Here is a 16,424-nt window from a genome sequence, read left to right as displayed (position 1 = left end):
GGGTGCGCCCGGTGCGGCCGTGACGAAGGTCACGCCGGGGCCGGGGAGTGTGCGCGGCCGGGCGTGCCTCTCTCTTCGGTAGTCAGTGAAACGAGAAGGGGAACACTCATGAGCACCATCAGGACGATGCTGGTCGAGCTGACCGGAACGCCCGAGTTCGCCGAGGCCGTCGGTGACGACGAGGACCTCAGCGCCAGCGGGATCGACTCCGGCGACCTGGTGCGGCTCATCCTGCTCATCGAGCAGCGCACCGGCGTCGAGGTCACCGCCGAGGACATGGAGGGCCTGACCACCATCGCCGACTACGAGCGCTTCCTCGCCGAGCGCGGCACCGCCACCGAGCAGCCGGGCGCCGCCTGATGTGGCTGACCCAGCTGGCCGAGCGCAACCGCCAGTGCTTCCCGGACCGGATCGCCCTGGTGGACGAGCAACGCTCGGTCACCTGGGCCGAGTTCCACGACCGGGGCGTCACTCTCGCCCGGGGGCTCGCCGGTCTGGGCATCCGGCGCGGGGACCGCGTCGCGGTGCTCTCGCTCGACCGGATCGAGGTGCTGGAGTCCTACTTCGCGCTGGCCCGCATCGGGGCGCTGTTCGTGCCGCTCAACCACAGCCTGACACCCGCCGAGGTGACCGGCATCGTGGAGCGCACCGGCGCGGTCGCGGTGATCGGCGAGAGCGCCCTGCTCGCCCGCCACCCCGACCTTCCGGTCCACACCCGGATCCCGCTGGACGACGAGGAGTTCGCCAAGCTGGGGGCCGACGGCGGCCCGGCGCTCGCGGACATCCCGGACGACGCTCCCGCCGCGATCCTGCACACCTCGGCGACCACCGGCCAGGCCAAGGGCGTCACCGTCGACCACGCCTCGTTCCGGGCCATCGCGCTCGGCTGGCTGGCCGTGGCGCGGCCCGCCGACGACATGGTGCTGGTCAACTGCTGCCCGCTCTACCACGGCAGCATGGTCGTCTCCCTCACGTACATGGCGGCGGGCGCGACCGTGGTGCTGATGCCCGGTTTCAAGCCGCAGACGGCCCTGGCCGCGATCGAGACGCACCGTGCCACCCACATCTGGCTGGTCCCGCAGATGCTGCGCTTCGTGCTGCGGGCCAAGTCCGCGCAGAGCACCGACCTCTCGACCCTGCGCGAGATCCTGTACGGCGCCGCGCCCATGCCGCTCGACATCTACGCCGAGGCCGTCGAACGGCTCGGCTGCGGATTCCGGCAGGTGTACGGAATGACCGAGGTGGGCGGGCCGTTCGTCACCCTGGGCCCCGACGAGCACCCGGCGCCCGACGCCGTGCCCGAGGTGATTCCGGCCGGGCGGGTCATCCCCGGGATGTCGGCGCGCGCCCTGGACCCGCAGGACAACGAGGTCGAGCCCGGCGCCATCGGGGAGATCGTCGTCCGCGGCCCCGGCCTCATGCGCGGCTACTGGGGCAACGACGCCGCCACCGCCGAGATCACCGTCGACGGCTGGATCCGCACCGGCGACCTCGGTTTCATCGACCGCGACGGACTCATCCGGCTGATCGACCGCAGCAAGGACCTGATCATCCGGGCCGGCCAGAACGTCTACCCCTCGGAGATCGAGCGCGCGCTCCAGGCCCACCCGGCGGTGCGCGACGCGGCCGTGGTCGGCATCCCCGACGAGGACTTCGGTGAGGTCCCGCTGGCGTATGTGGTGGCCGAAGAGGGCACCGGCACCGTCGAGTTGCAGAAGTACCTGGCCCAGCACCTCGCCGCGTACAAGCGCCCCCGGCGCATCGAGTTCATCGACCAGGTGCCGCGCAACCCGGCCGGAAAGATCATCAAGAAGCTGCTGCGTGCCTGAACCCGGAGCGGCGCACCGCTTCGACGCCCGGCCCGAGGACGCCTCGGGCCGGGCGTCGGCGCGACGGGCGCTGTTGATGCTGGAACCTGTCCTGCGCGAACAGGGCCTCCGCCTCGGTCTGGCGTACGCGCAGGACGCCTCGGCGTACCCCGCCGGGCCCGGTGAGTGGGAACTCGCGGCCGCCATGGGGCCGGTCCGCCGCCGCGACTTCCTCGCCGGACGCCAGGCGGCCCGCCGGGCGCTGGCCGAGACGGGCGGGCCCGAGGAGGAGATCCTGCGGGACGGCAGACGGCCGAGGTTCCCCGTCGGCCGCGTCGGCTCGATCAGCCACTCCGGCGGCCTCGCCGTCGCCCTGGCCGCGCCCGCCGCGCGCTTCGACGCCGTGGGATGCGACCTCGAACTGCGCGAACTCCCGCTGAACACCGCGCACATCGTGCTCGGCCCCGACGAGCGGACCTGGCCGGACGGCACCCCGGACGCGTCGGCGGTGCGCCGACTGCTCGCCGCGTTCTCGGCCAAGGAAGCGGCCTTCAAGGCGTTCGGCGCCCTGCTCCCGCAGTCGCAGGCGCCCGCCACCCTGCTCGCCATCGGGACGCGTCCGGTGCCCGGCGGCTTCCTGGCCTGGCCGAAGCGACTGCCCGGGCAGGTCCTCGACGTACAGGTGCGCCCGGCCGGTCCCGGGGTGTTCAGTTGGGCCGCCGCCCCCGTGGTGCGGCGGCCCAACGGTCCTGCTACGCCTGAGCGTTGACCAGTACGGCCATGTTCCCGGCGGGGTGCTCGTTGTCGTGGATCAGCTGGTGCGCCTTGCCGATCTCGTCGAAGCCGAGCGTGAGGGAGAGACACGGGTCGATCAGACCCTGGTCGATGAGCCGGGTCACCTCGCGCGCCTCGCGGGCGTTGGAGACATGGGAGCCCTGAAGGCGCTTCTGGCGCATCCACAGGAACCGCAGGTCCACATCGCCGTTGTAGCCGGTGGTGCCGCCGCAGATGACGACCATGCCCGCGTTGTCGCAGAGATACATCGAGGTCGGGATGGTGTCGGCGCCCGAGTGCTCCAGGACGATCCTGGGTGCCCGGCGCTCGCCCAGCACCTCCCAGAAGCGCCGCCCGAAGGCGCGGGCGCCCTTGAGCCACTTGGCCATGGCCTCGTCGTCCGAGGTGTGCGGCAGCCGCCCCCAGTGGTCGAACTCGCGCCGGTTGATATAGCCCTTGGCGCCCAGGCTCACGCAGTACTCACCGCGCTCGTCGCTGGAGACGACCGCGACGGGGATGCCGCCGTACTGCCGTACCAGCTGGATCGCCATACAGCCCAGACCGCCCGCACCGCCCCAGATCAGGACCGGGTCGCCGGGGCGCACGGTGTGCGGCTCCCAGCCGAGGAGCTGGCGGTAGGCGGTGGCGGCGGTGGCCATGTAGCAGGCGGCCTCCGCCCACGACAGACGCTTCGGCTTGGGGTGGCACTGGTACTCGTCGACCACCGCGAACTGGGCGAACGAGCCGAAGTTCTCCTCGTACCCCCACACCCGCTGCGACGCCGAGGTGCTGGGGTCGGCGCCGAGCCGGATGTCCTCGGCGCTCTCGTCCCACACCGAGGCGAGCAGCACGATCTCGTCGCCGGGCTTGAGCCGTACGCCCTCGCCCACCGCCCAGACGATGCCGGAGGCGTCGGAGCCGCCGATGTGGAAGTCCTCGACGGCGCCCAGCTTCTGCCGGGCGGCTATCACGTCGACCGGGTCGCCGAGCGAGGCCCAGACGTTGTTGTAGTTGACGCCGGCCGCCATCACCTTGATGAGGACCTGGCCGGGCCCCACCGGGGGCACGTCCACGACCTCGGTGCGGAAGGCGTCGATCGGCTGGCCGTAGCGTTCGGGCCGGATGAGGGAGGCGTACATGCGCTTGGGCGCTTCGCCCAGCGGGGGCGCGTCGCCGAGTTCATAGAGGTCCTGGGTCACAGGTGGCTCCTGACGGTGCGGGTGCGGGTGTGCGGGTGTGGGTGATCGGGGCTCATCCGGTGGACGGGCGCAGCGCGGCCGCCAGGGCCGCGCCGATCTGTGCCGTCGGCTCCGGCTCGGTCATCTCGTAGTGGCCGCAGGGCACGGCGTGGTCGGTGAAGACGCCGTCGACATACGGACGCCAGGAGTCGGCCTTGCCCGTGGCGAGGGACAGGTCGGCCGGGTCCGCCGGGACGTCGGCGTCCTCGGCGGCGCTGAAGAACAGCACGTCGCCGTGGAACTTCTCGGGGCTGAACTGATGGGCGATGGTGAGGTTGTTGCGCATCACGTGGGCGATCGCCACCGCCTCCTCCTGGGTGATCGGCGCGGGCCCGGAGCTCTCGCCGATCAGGCGGATCACCTCGTCGACGTCGTGCGCGCCGCCGTCGGGCATGTCGAGACCCGCGACCCGCACGAGCAGGGACGCCACCTGGCGGTCGGTCGCCGCCGGGTCGGCGGGCGCGTCCTGGGTGAGGGGGGCGTCCAGCATGGCCAGCAACTCGACCTGCTCGCCCTGGCGTTGCAGGGCCACGGCCATCGCGTGGGCGACGAAACCGCCGTAGGACCAGCCGAGCAGGCGGTACGGGCCCTCGGGCTGCACCTCGCGCAGATGCGCCAGATAGCCCTCGACCATCTCCTTCGCGTCGGCGGCCGGTGCCCGGGTGCCGTCGAGGCCGTGCGCCTGGAGCCCGTACACCGGCTGCCGGGCGCCGAGATGGGGCAGCAGACCGGTGTAGCGCCAGGCGACGCCCGCGCCCGGGTGGACGCAGAACAGCGGGCGCTGATCCCCGTCGGCGCGTAGCGGCAGCAGCGGGGCGAACGCGTCCCGGCCGCTCGCACCGCCCCGCCCGGCGAGGGCGACGAGCCCGGCGACGGTGGGCGCCGAAAGGAACGCGGCGGCCGGTACGTCAAGCACCCTGTCCCCGCGCATCCGGCCCGCGAGCAGCACGGCGCGCATCGAGTCGCCGCCCAGGTCGAAGTAGTTGTCGTGGATCCCGATGCCGTCGATGCCGAGCGCTTCCTCCCAGTACCCGGCCACGGTCCGCTCCAGGTCGGTGCGGGGCTCGGCGTACTCGGTCGTCAGATAAGGGCGGGGCGCGCGGCTCGTCCGTCCTTGCGACTCCTCCGCCTCGTCCTCGGCGCGCGGCTTGGCACCCGGCGCGTCGATCCAGTGCCGCCGGCGGTCGAAGGCGTACCCCGGCAGCGGTACCCGGCGCGGCGCCTCCTCGGCGTCCCCGCCCGTGATGTCGACGGCCACGCCCGCGCTCCACAGCCGACCCAGAGCCTCCGCGAACACCTGCCCGTCGGGGGTCTCGGCCTTGGCATGGCGCATGGTGGGGACGGTGGTGAGGGGCGCGTCCGCGAGCCGGGCCCGGGCCAGCTTGGTGAGGCCGTCGCCGGGGCCGATCTCGACGAGGACGGGGTTGCCCCGCTGCCACAGGGCGGCGATGCCGTCGGTGAACCGGACGGTGTGCCGGGTGTGGTCGAGCCAGTGCGCCACACTCGTGGCCTGCTCGTCGGTGATCCAGGTGCCCGTCACATTGGTGACGTACGGGATGCGCGGCGGCCGCAGGGTCACCGTCCGCAGGACGTCCCCGAAGGCGCCGAGGATCGGATCCAGGACGTGGGAGTGCGCGGCCGCCGGCATCCGCAGCCGCCGGAACGCGACCGAGTCGGCGAGCAGCCGGGCCTCCAGGGCCGCGACCGCCTCCTCCCGGCCCCCGACCGTGCACGCCGCCGGGCCGTTGACGGCGGCGAGCGACAGCTCGTCGGTGAGGTAGCCGCGCAGGGCCTCCTCGCCGAGCGCGACCGAGACGGTCGCGCCGCCTGCCGACGAGATCAGCCGGATCCGCTCGGCGACCAGCGGCAGCATCTCCTCCAGGGACATCACCCCGGCCAGACAGGCCGCGGTGTACTCGCCGAGCGAGTGGCCGATGAACGCGGCGGGCCGTACCCCGTGCTCCATCAGCGCGGTGGCCAGGGCGTATTCGGTGACGACCAGGGCCAGGAAGGCGTCGACGCCGCCGGGTTCGGTGTGCTCGTACAGCGCCGTGCGCACATCGCGGCCGGTGGCCCGGAGCAGGATCTCGGCGCACCGGTCGACGGCGTCGCGGTAGACCGGGAGTTCGCGGTAGAGGTCGGCGCCCATGCCGATGTACTGGGTGCCGCCGCCGGGCAGCAGGAACGCGACCGGGGGCGCCTCCTCGCCGGGTACTTCGGCCGGTGCCTGGAGCGGGTGGAGCAGGATCCGCGCGGCCTGGCCGGTGTCGCGCGCGGCGACGGCGGCGCGATGGGGCATCGCGGGGCGGTCGGTGCGCAGGGAGTGGGCGACGTCGGCGAGGTCCAGATCGGGATGGCGGGTGAGGTGGCGGCCCAGGTTCTCGGCCTGTCCGCGCAGCGCGGCGGGCGTGCGGGCGGACAGCGGCAGGATGTGCCACCGGTCCGTCCGCCGCTGCCGGGAGGCCGCGGCAGGCGCGGGCGGGGCGGGCGGGGCCTCTTCCACGATCATGTGCGCGTTGGTGCCGCCCACCCCGAAGGCGCTGATGGCGGCCCGGCGCGGGGTCGCGCCGGACTCCCACTCCTCCAGCGAGGTGGGCACCCGGAAGGGGCCCGTGGCGAAGTCGATCAGCGGGTTGGGGCGGGTGAAGTGCAGCGTGGGCGGGATCTGCCGGTGCTCCAGGGCCAGTACGGCCTTGATGAAGCTCGCTATGCCGGCGGCGGCGCCGAGGTGGCCGATGTTGGACTTCACCGACCCCAGGGCGCAGTACCGCTCCCGGTCGCTGCTCTCGCGGAACGCCTTGGTCAGGGCGGCCACTTCGATGGGGTCGCCGATGCGGGTGGCGGTGCCGTGGGCCTCCACATAGCCGATCGAGTCCGCGTCGACACCCGCGGCGACCTGGGCCGCCAGGATCGCCTCGGTCTGGCCCTCGGTGCTGGGGGCGGTGAAACCGACCTTGCGGCGACCGTCGTTGTTGATGGCGGAGCCCCGGATCACGGCCCGGATACGGTCGCCGTCGGCGAGGGCGTCCTCCAGGCGCTTGAGGACGACCATGCCCACGCCGTCGCCCGACGAGGTGCCCGCCGCGTCGGCCGCGAAGGCCCGGCAGCGTCCGTCGGGTGAGAACGGCCCGTCGGGCACGTGCCGGTAGCCGAGCAGCGCCGCCGGGTTGAGGGAGACGGCCCCGGCGAGCGCGAGGTCGCACCGGTAGTCGATCAGGTCCTGGCACGCGGTGTGGATGGCGACGAGCGCGGTCGAACAGGCCGTCTGGAGGGACAGGCTGGGCCCGGTCAGCCCGAGCTCGTAACTGATCCGGGTGGCCAGGGTGCCCAGCGAGTTGCTGGTGGCCGCGTGGACCAGGGCGACCGACGCGCTCTGCCCGGCGAAGCGGGGGTGGACATGGGCCGGGTAGTACCGGCTGTCGCCCGCGCCCGCGTAGACGCCGACCTGCGCGTCGCCGTGCCCGCCCGCGTATCCGGCCTGCTCCAGTGCGTGGTAGGCGCACTCCAGGAGCAGCCGCTGCTGCGGGTCGACGACCTCGGCCTCCGCCGGGTTGTAGCCGAAGAAGGCGGAGTCGAAGCGGTCGATGCCCTCGATGACCGAGGCCATCCGCACCACGTCCGGGTCGGTCAGCGCGGCCGGGTCGCCGCCCGCCGCCAGGAACTCCTCGTCGGTGATGGGCCGGATCGACTCGCGCCCGGCGGCGAGGTTGTCCCAGAACTCCTCCACCGTGTCGGCGCCCGGGAAGCGGGCCGCCATCGCGACCACCGCGACGGCGGTGTCGTACCCGTCCTGCGGGGGTGCTGCCTCAGCCATCGTCGCGGGGCCCTTCGTGCTCGGTGTGCGGGGTGTGGGGGGAGGGGCGGCGGGACGCCCGCGCGGCGCGCTGGCGTTCGGCCCGCTGGCGGGCGCGGTCGAGCCCGGACGGCGGGGCACTGTCGGCAGGTGTGGCCTCTACGGGGTCGGTCTCGCCGGGGACGGCGCCGGTCTCGGTGAGGTGGCGGGCCAGGGCCCGTACGCTCGGGTGGCTGAACAGGTCCACCACGCTCACCTCGCAGCCCAGTTCCTCGTTGACCGCGCCCTGCGCGCGGACCAGCAGCAGTGAGTGGCCGCCGAGGTCGAAGAAGTTCTCCTCGACGCCCACCTGGTCGCGCTCCAGGACCCGGCACCAGATGGCGCTCAGGATCTTCTCCAGGCGGCGTGTCCCCTCGGCGGCGACGTCCTCGGACGGCCCGGAGGCGTCGGCCGTCGACGAACCGGCCGCCCGCAGCACCCAGTTGCCGCCCGCCCCGGCCGCCTCCGCCGACGCGAGGGCGGCGGTGTGCAGGGCGCCGAGGTCCGCCCCGTCGTCGAGGACGACGCGTCCGGCGAGCCGGTGCACCGGGCGAGCCGGTGCCTGGACGTGGCCGCGCACCCAGGGCTTGGCGCGGTCGGTGCCGATGAGCACATGGGGTGCGTCCAGGGTGCGCGCCAGATCGAAGGAGCGCAGCGCGGACGCGGTGTCCAGGACGCGGTAACCACGCGCCTCGGTCAGCGACTTGAGGCCGTACCCCTCGCTCATGCCCAGCTCGTCCCACATGCTCCAGGCCAGGCTCCGCGCGTCGAGGCCGCCGCCGCGCTGATGCGTGGCCAGGGCGTCGAGGAACGCGTTCGCGGCGGCGTAGGAGGCGCTCATCGAGCCGCCGAAGTAGCCGTTGACGGAGGAGAACGAGAGGAACGAGGCGGCCGCGTACTCCTGGGCGAGCCGGTGCAGCACCCAGCCGCCGGTGACCTTCGCGGCCAGCGCCGCACGCCACTCGTCGAGGCCCAGGTCGGCCACGGCCCGCTGCTCGAAGCGGCCCGCTAGGTGGATCACCGAGGCGAGCGGCGCGGACCAGTGGGCGGATGCCTCGTCGAGCACCGCGCGCAGCCGCTCGGCGTCGGTGATGTCGGCGCTCGCGTACCGCACCTCGCCCAGCTCGCGCAGTCGGCGGTACGTCGCGATCCGGTGGGCCAGGGCGCCGCCCTCGGCGAGGTGCTTGTCCCAGCTGTCCTCGTCGGGCAGTCGGGTGCGCCCGACCAGCAGCAGCCGGGTGCCGGGTGTCTTGAGCAGATGCTCGGCGAGCGGCCCGGCCACTCCGCCGAGGCCGCCGCTGACCAGGTGGAACCCGTCGGCCGCGGGCATCGGGGTGCGCGGCAGCGGATCGGGCAGCGGGGCGAGGCGGCGGATCCGGCGTTCACCGTCGCGGAAGGCCACCTCGGCGTCGGCGGCCGGGGCCGCCAGCTCGCCGAGCAGCTGCCCGGCGGCCTCGTCGGGGGTGCCGTCGGGGGCGAGGTCCACATGGACCGTGCGCAGCCAGGGCAGTTCCTCGCGCAGGCTCTTCAGGAGGCCGCCCGCGGCGCCGTGCGCGTACGAGGGCTGTTCGCCGTCGGTCACCGCCTGGCTCGCCGCGCTGACGAAGTGGAGAGCGATCCGTCGGCCCGCTGTCTGACGGGTTGTCAGCGCCTGGGTGAGGCAGAGCAGGGAGTCGGCGCCGTCGCGCTGGGCGTCCAGGAGCTCCGCGACGCTGCCCGGCTCGCCGGACGGTGCGCCGAGCGCGCCCAGATGGAGAACGGTGTCCACGGGCCGGTCGTCCGCCGCGAGGCGGTCGAGCAACCGGCCGTAGTCGTCGGCCGCGTCGATGCGCAGGGTGTAGCGGGCCGCGTCGGCGCGGGTGAACTCGCTACCCGCCGTGACGACCGTGCAGCGGGCGCCGTCCGTACGCAGCCGGGCCGCGACGGCGTCGGCGACCTCGGCGGCCCGGGCGTGCCGCCCGGCCAGGACCAGGGTGTGCCCGGCGGGTGCGGCCGGGCGGTGGACCGGCTCGGCGCGCTGCCACACGGGGCGCAGGAACCAGTCCGGCACGGTCGCGGTGCTGCCGAGCAGGATCTCCGACTCCTGCGCGATCCGGTCGAACTCGCCCGCCTCGAACCGCTTGCGCAGCTGCGTCCGCTGGATCTTGCCGATCTCCGTCTTCGGAATCGTCGCCGCCGCGACCGGCATCAGATGCGCGGGGCTGATGCCGATCTCACGGGTGACCTTGCCGCGGATCGCGCGCAGGGCCTGGGTGACGTCGGTGCCCTCGTCGAGGTGGAAGAAGAGCGCGAGCTCGTCGGTGCCCGCCGTGGGATCGGTGCGCACCGCGCAGGCGGCGGTGAAGCTCCGTACGACGAAGGGCAGTTCCTCGACGCAGGACTCGATCTCGTGGCTGTAGTGGTTGACGCCGTTGACGATGATGACGTCCTTGGCGCGGCCGGTGATGTAGAGCTCGCCCGCGCGCAGGAAGGCGAGGTCGCCGGTCTCGAACCAGCCCTCGGGCGTGAACGACTCGGCGTTCGCCTTCGCGTTGTCGTGGTAGCCGTGGGTCACCGTGGTGCCGCGCACCTGGAGCCGGCCCGCCGTGCCCTCGGCGACGATACGGTCCTGGTCGTCCACGATCCGCATGGCGAAGCCGGGATAGGGCAGCCCGCAGCTGACGAACGTCTCCTCGCCGGGCTGCGGCTCGGCCGCGAGCACGGTGTCGGTGACGACCGAGGAGGTCTCCGACATCCCCCAGCACGGGTGCATGACGTCCTGCGGCAGCCCGAAGGGCTTGAGCACATCGAGGAAGCGCCGGGCGGTCGCGGCGACGACCACCTCGCCCGCGTTCATCACCAGGCGCACCGTGGACAGGTCCCAGGCGCGCCCGGCCATCCGGTGCGCGTGCTCGCTCACCAGGCCGAAGGCGAAGTTGGGCGCCCAGGTGACACTGGCCCGGTGCCGGTGCACCAGCTCCGTCCAGCGCAGCGGGTCCTCCAGGATCCAGGAGGTCGGCGCGTGCACCTGCCGGCAGCCCAGATACACGTCCCGCAGATGGAACATCACCACACCGGTGACATGGTCCAGCGGGATCCAGTTGACCGAGACGTCGTGCTCGGTGAGGGAGTTGAGGGACGCGGTCGCCGCCGCCCGGGTCAGGACGTTGCGGTGGGTGAGCCGGACCGCCTTGGGGAGGCCGGTGCTGCCCGAGGTCAGCAGCATCAGCACCACGTCGTCGGGCTGTGCGGGGTGCCAGTCGCCGTCCTCGGGGCCGGCCCGCAGCGCGTCCGTGGTGGTGAGCCGCAGGCCCTCCCACTCGCGGCGCGCGGCGAGGTCGCGCAGCCCCGCCTCGCCGGACGCGGAGGTGATGATCCAGGGGCGGTGCAGCATCTGCCACACGCCCTCCAGCTTGGCCACCGGCGCCGACGCGGTCGCGTACGAGACGGGGACGGTGAGCGGGACGGTCACGAAGCCGCCCAGCATGCAGCCCCAGAGCGTGGCGAGGAAGTCCTCGGTGTCCTCGCACTGGAGGATCACCTGGTCGCCGGGGCGCAGCCCCAGCGCGCGCAGCCCGCCCAGGACCCGCGAGGCCTCCTCGACGAGCGAGGCGTAGCTGCGGCGGGTCTCGGTGCCGTCGGCGCGCACATGGACGACCTCGGCGTGCGGCCCGCCCTCGGCGGCCCGGCGCAGCGCCTGCGCCCAGTCGCCGACGGTCGGTTCGGGCAGCGGCGGCCCTTCGCTGAGCGCCGGGACGGCGTCGGCGGTCGCGGCGCCGCCGCTGTGCGCGGGCGCGTCGGTACGCGAGGACGACGAGCCGATGTAGAGCCGGCCCGTCGCTTCGACGACCTCCTCCAGGCTCACCGTCGCGGAACGCACCCCGGCGATCCCCGCCAGGCCCCGCTCCCACCGCTCGGCGGCCTCGGCGTCGATGACGGGCAGCTCGGCCAGGGCGGCGGTGTCCAGGGTGCCGTCCGGGTTCCTGGGCAGATCGGCGACGGCGGCGACGCGGGGGGCCTCGGCGGACCGCCGCAGGGCGCGCGCCGCCTGCTCGGTCGCGGCGGCCCGGGTGGGCACCGCGAACAGCGTGGGCCGCCCGTCCGGGCCGGACACCGCCACGGCGTCCCGGATGTCGCTCTGGGCGAGGAGTTCGCGCTCCAGCTCCGCCGGGTCGAAGGGGGTGTCCGCCGTGCTGTGCACCCGTGCGGTGGTGTCCGGGGCGGGCAGCTCGCCGAGCCGCACAGCGGAGTCGGCGGCCACGGCGGTGAGCAGGTCGTGCAGAGCCCGGGCCGCCCGCTCGACGGTGTCCCGGTCGAACAGGTCGGCGCTGTACTCGATGTGGCAGGCGAGACCGTCCGCGCCGCCGTCGGCGTCGCGGTTCTCCACCACGTCGACGAAGAGGTCGAACTTGGCGGTGCCGGTGGCGCTGGGCCGCAGCGGCGCCCGGTTGTCGCCGAGTCGCAGCACGGCCTCGGTGTTGTTCTGCAGGGCGAGCATCACCTGGAAGAGCGGGTGCCGGGCCGGGGTCCGGGCCGGGTTGAGCTCCTCCACCAACCGGTCGAAGGGCAGGTCCTGGTGGTCGTAGGCGGCCAGGTCGAACGACCGCACCCGGGCGAGCAGTTCGCGGAACTCCGGGTCGCCCGAGGTGTCGGTGCGCAGGACGAGGGAGGTGGCCATCAGCCCCACCAGGTCGTCCAGGGCTTCGTCGGCCCGCCCGGCCACCGGGGTGCCGATCGGAATGTCGGTGCCCGCGCCCCACCGGGTGAGCAGGGCGGCGAGCGCGCTCTGCAACACCATGAACAGGCTGGCGCCGTTCGCGTCCCCGAGGTCGAGGAGCGCGCGGTGCAGCGCGGGGGCGACGTCGAGGGTGAGGTGGGCGCCGCGCCGGGCGGGTGCCTGGGGACGCGGCCGGTCGGCGGGCAGCGGGATCTCCACCGGCAGCGCGGCCAGCGCCTCCTTCCAGAAGGTGAGCTGACGGTCCATCAGACCGTCGGGCCGGTCGAACAGGGTGCGCTGCCACAGCGCGTAATCGGCGTACTGGACCGGCAGTTCCTCCCACGCCGGGGCGTCGCCCGCGAGGCGGGCCGCGTACGCCGTGGAGAGGTCGTCGGCCAGCGGGCGCAGCGACCAGCCGTCGGCCGCGCTGTGGTGCAGCACGACCACCAGCGTCCGTGCGGCGCCGGTCCCGTACAGACCGGCCCACAGCGGCTGGTCCCGGGTCAGGTCGAAGCGGTGGCGGCGCGCCGCGTCGACATGCGCCGCGACCTCCTCGGCCGGGCAGTCGACCACGTGCAGCACGGGCCGCAGCGTGCCCGGCGTACGTATCTCCTGGCGGGGCACGCCGCCGGACTCCGGCAGCAGGGTGCGCAGGGTCTCGTGCCGGTCGGCGACATCGGCGAGCGCCGCCCGCAGCGCGTCCACGTCGAGGTCGCGGTCCACCGGGACGACCAGCGGGATGTTGTACGTCGCGGCCGCCCCGTCCAGCTGGTTGAGGAACCACATGCTCTGCTGGGTGAAGGAGAGCGGCACCGGGTCGGGGCGCTCGGCGCGCACCAGCGGCGGCCGGGCGGGGCCCGGGCCGGCCTGGCCGGGTGCGAGGTGGGTGGCGATGGCCGCCGGGGTGGGCAGCGCGAAGAACGTCGCCATCGAGACCTCGGCGCCGGTGGCCGTGCGCAGCCGGGTCATCAGCCGGGTGGCGAGCAGCGAATGCCCGCCGAGGTCGAAGAAGTTGTCGTCGGCGCCGACCGAGCCCTCCGGAAGCCGCAGCAGCTCCTCGTAGAGCCCGCACACCAGCGCCTGCGCCTCGGTGGCCGGTGCGCCCCCGCTCGCGGCGGCGCTGAAGTCGGGGTCGGGCAGGGCCTTGGTGTCGAGCTTGCCGTTGGCGGTCAGCGGCAGCGCGTCGAGCAGGACGCACGCGCTGGGCACCATGTGCTCGGGCAGCGACGCGGCCAGATGGGCGCGGAGTTCGGCCGGCTCCGGGCGGGTGCCCGGCGCGGGGACGGCGTAGGCGACCAGGATCCGGTCGGCGGCGCCGGCCGTCTGACGGGTCACCACGGCCGCGCGGGAGACGCCGGGGTGGGCGAGGAGCGCGGCCTCGATCTCGCCGGGCTCGATGCGGAAACCGCGGATCTTCACCTGCTGGTCGCAGCGGCCCGCGTACTCCAGGGTGCCGTCGGCCGAGCGCCGGGCCAGGTCGCCGGTGCGGTACATCCGCTCACCGGCCGGGCCGAAGGGATCGTCGACGAAGCGCTCGGCGGTGAGCTCGGGGCGGTGGAGATACCCCCGGGCGAGTCCGGGTCCCGCCACATACATCTCGCCCACCCGGCCGGGCGGAACCGGCTGGAGGCAGTGGTCCAGGACGTACACCCGAAGATCCGGCAGCGCGGTCCCGATGACACTGCGCGCGTCCGGGTCCTCGACGAGGGCGCGGGTCATGCGCTGATGGGTGACGTGCACGGTGGTCTCGGTGATGCCGTACATGTTGATCAGGGCGGGCGCCGCGTCGCCGTGCCGCCCGATCCACCCGCGCAGCTGCGCGGGCTCCAGCGCCTCGCCGCCGAACACGATGTAGCGCAGCGCGAGCGGGCGGCCGCCGTCGGGTGTCTCCTCGTCCGCCTGGGCGAGCTGCTGGAACGCGGAGGGCGTCTGGTTGAGGACGGTGACGCCTTCCGCGCGCAGCAGCTCCAGGAACTCGCGCGGCGAGCGGCTGGTCTCGTACGGCACGACGACGAGCCGCCCGCCGTGCAGCAGCGGCCCCCAGATCTCCCAGACGGAGAAGTCGAAGGCGTACGAGTGGAAGAGCGTCCACACGTCGTCGGCGCCGAAGTCGAAGTGGGCGGCGGACGTCTCGAAGAGCCGGACGACGTTGGAGTGCGGGATCACCACACCCTTGGGACGGCCGGTGGAGCCCGAGGTGTGGATGATGTACGCGGCGTCCTGCGGGGTGAGCGGCGTCGGGCGGTCGGCGTCGCCGAGGTCGGTGTCCGGCCGCGCGGCCAGGTCGCGCTCGACGGACGGGTCACCCAGGACGACCGGGGCCGCGCCGGTGTCCGGCAGCCCGGGCGCCGTCGGCGCGTCGGTCACGAGCAGCGCGGGCGCGGCGTCCTCGGCGACCGCGCGGATGCGCTCGGCCGGGTAGCCCGGGTCCAGCGGCAGATAGGCCGCACCGGACTTGAGTACCGCGAGCAGACCGACGACGAGCTCGGCCGAGCGGGGCAGCGCCAGGGCCACGATGTGCCCGGGGCCCGCGCCGCGCTCGACCAGGAGGCGGGCCAACCGGTTGGCGCGCGCGTTCAGCTCCGCGTACGTCAGGTGGGTGCCCTGGTGAGTGACGGCGACCGCGTCCGGGGTGCGGGCCGCCTGGGCCTCGAACCGGGTGGACAGCACGGCGTCGGGCGCGGTGTGCGCGCTCTCGGCGCTGCCGTACGACGGGTGCTCGTCGGGGTGCAGCAGGCTGGTGCGGGCGATCGGCAACTCGTCGTCGGCGTCGATGAGTTGGTCGAGCAGAAGCAGCAGGCGCCGCTGGTGGTCGGTGAGGTCGGCCTCGGTGTAGAGCGCCGGGTTGGCGTCGAAGGCGAGCCACAGCCCCTCACCGCCCGCCCCGGGCCGCACGCTGATCTGGAGGTCCTCGACCGCGCCGCCGGACAGATGGTGGGAGGTCGTGCGGTGGCCGCCGAAGGGCGGCTCCTCGTCGAACGGGACGAGGTTGACGACCGGACCGTACAACCGCCGGTCGCCGCCGATGAGTTTGAGGTCGCGGCGCAGATCCTCGGCCCGGTACTGCTGGTGGCGGCGGACGTCGCGTAATTCGGCGGCCGCCGATCGCACGAGCTCGCCGGCCGTGGTGGCGGGGGTGACGGCGAGGCGCAGCGGCAGGATGTTGGACGCGGTGCCGGGGGTGCGCAGGGCCGAGGAGCCCAGGCGGCTCATGGTGGGCAGGCCGAGCACGATGTCGCGCTGCCCGGTGACCCGGTACAGATAGGCGGCGACGGCCGCGACGAGAAGGTCGTTGCGCGCGGCGCCGAGGCGCGCGGCCGCGGCCGAGAGCCGTTCGGTGTCGGCGGCCGAGAGCAGGACGGTGCGGCGCAGGAAGGCCGGGGCGGGCGGCGCGCCGCCCTCGGTGAGGCCGACCGCGCCGGGGGCGTCGGCGAACCGGCCGGTCCAGTAGGCGCGATCGCGGGTGAAGCGCTGCGAACCGCGGTACGCCGTCTCCTCGTCGAGGAGCCGGCTCAGCGGGGCGAACGGGGTCGGGGGCACGTCCTGGCCGGCCGCGAGGGCCGCGTACACCTCGGACAGGCGCCGGGCGACGAGCTTGTAGCTGTAGCCGTCGAGCAGGATGTGGTGGGCCCGCAGGAACCAGAAGTAGCGGTCGGGCGCCACGGTGAACAGGGCGTGGGTGAACAGCGGCCCCTCGGCGAGGTCGGCCGCGGTGGCCATGTCGGCGCGAATCCATGCCTCGGCGGCGGCCCGCGGGTCCGGCTCACCGCTGACGTCCACGAGCCGCAGAGGCCAGTCGTCGCCCGCCGTCGGCGCACAACGGGGCCCGTCCGGGGTGTCGGTGAAGCGCAGGGCGAACGTCTGCGCCTCGCCGACGGTGCGCCGCAGCGCGGTCTCGAAGAGCGCGGTGTCGACGGCGCCGTGGATCTCCACGTACTCGGCGGTGTTGTAGGCGGCGTTCGCGGGGTCGAGCCGCTGGGCGAACCAGAGGCCCTGCTGGGCTCCGGACAGCGGGCTACTGGTGTCCTCCTGGACAGACATGGCACCAACCCTCATTAGGCGTAGGTAAATTCTCG

Annotated in this window: 6 protein-coding genes; 3 read left to right on the top strand and 3 right to left on the bottom strand. The window is 74.0% G+C overall.

The window, feature by feature from the left end; all coding sequences use genetic code 11:
- The first annotated feature begins 108 nt into the window (after nucleotides 1-108).
- The 3 genes from ACGFRG_RS03220 to ACGFRG_RS03210 are packed head-to-tail and all read left to right on the top strand — an operon-like array spanning nucleotide 109 to nucleotide 2,577.
- Nucleotides 109-360, top strand: a complete 252-nt coding sequence (locus ACGFRG_RS03220; RefSeq protein ID WP_361417836.1) for an acyl carrier protein — start codon at nucleotides 109-111, stop codon at nucleotides 358-360.
- Nucleotides 360-1,829 (top strand): class I adenylate-forming enzyme family protein, encoded by a 1,470-nt coding sequence (locus tag ACGFRG_RS03215; RefSeq protein WP_393260887.1) that lies wholly within the window; start codon nucleotides 360-362, stop codon nucleotides 1,827-1,829. The genes ACGFRG_RS03220 and ACGFRG_RS03215 overlap by 1 nt, the downstream gene beginning before the upstream one ends.
- On the top strand, nucleotides 1,822-2,577 hold the full coding sequence (locus ACGFRG_RS03210; protein WP_361417830.1) for a 4'-phosphopantetheinyl transferase superfamily protein: 756 nt from the start codon (nucleotides 1,822-1,824) through the stop codon (nucleotides 2,575-2,577). Before ACGFRG_RS03215 ends, ACGFRG_RS03210 begins: the two co-directional genes overlap by 8 nt.
- Here the strand turns inward: ACGFRG_RS03210 and ccrA are convergent.
- From ccrA to ACGFRG_RS03195, 3 genes are all read right to left on the bottom strand, one after another.
- Nucleotides 2,561-3,721, bottom strand: coding sequence for a crotonyl-CoA carboxylase/reductase (ccrA, locus tag ACGFRG_RS03205; protein WP_361418332.1), 1,161 nt, complete (start codon nucleotides 3,719-3,721; stop codon nucleotides 2,561-2,563). The genes ACGFRG_RS03210 and ccrA overlap by 17 nt on opposite strands.
- 112 nt (nucleotides 3,722-3,833) lie before the next feature.
- On the bottom strand, nucleotides 3,834-7,634 hold the full coding sequence (locus tag ACGFRG_RS03200; protein WP_393260884.1) for a type I polyketide synthase: 3,801 nt from the start codon (nucleotides 7,632-7,634) through the stop codon (nucleotides 3,834-3,836).
- Nucleotides 7,627-16,389 (bottom strand): amino acid adenylation domain-containing protein, encoded by an 8,763-nt coding sequence (locus tag ACGFRG_RS03195; RefSeq protein WP_393260882.1) that lies wholly within the window; start codon nucleotides 16,387-16,389, stop codon nucleotides 7,627-7,629. Before ACGFRG_RS03195 ends, ACGFRG_RS03200 begins: the two co-directional genes overlap by 8 nt.
- Nucleotides 16,390-16,424: the final 35 nt, after the last annotated feature.

This window comes from Streptomyces sp. NPDC048696 (assembly GCF_043198895.1).
GTDB lineage: Bacteria > Actinomycetota > Actinomycetes > Streptomycetales > Streptomycetaceae > Streptomyces.
The sequence above is the reverse complement of the archived record's forward strand: the minus strand, read 5'-3'. Positions and strand labels throughout refer to the sequence as shown.

Excerpts from the sequence above, each read along its gene's own strand:
- ACGFRG_RS03195 (WP_393260882.1), bottom strand. The coding sequence starts at position 16,389 with ATGTCTGTCCAGGAGGACACCAGTAGCCCGCTGTCCGGAGCCCAGCAG.
- ACGFRG_RS03215 (WP_393260887.1), top strand. The coding sequence starts at position 360 with ATGTGGCTGACCCAGCTGGCCGAGCGCAACCGCCAGTGCTTCCCGGAC.
- ACGFRG_RS03220 (WP_361417836.1), top strand. The coding sequence starts at position 109 with ATGAGCACCATCAGGACGATGCTGGTCGAGCTGACCGGAACGCCCGAG.
- ACGFRG_RS03200 (WP_393260884.1), bottom strand. The coding sequence starts at position 7,634 with ATGGCTGAGGCAGCACCCCCGCAGGACGGGTACGACACCGCCGTCGCG.
- ccrA (WP_361418332.1), bottom strand. The coding sequence starts at position 3,721 with ATGTACGCCTCCCTCATCCGGCCCGAACGCTACGGCCAGCCGATCGAC.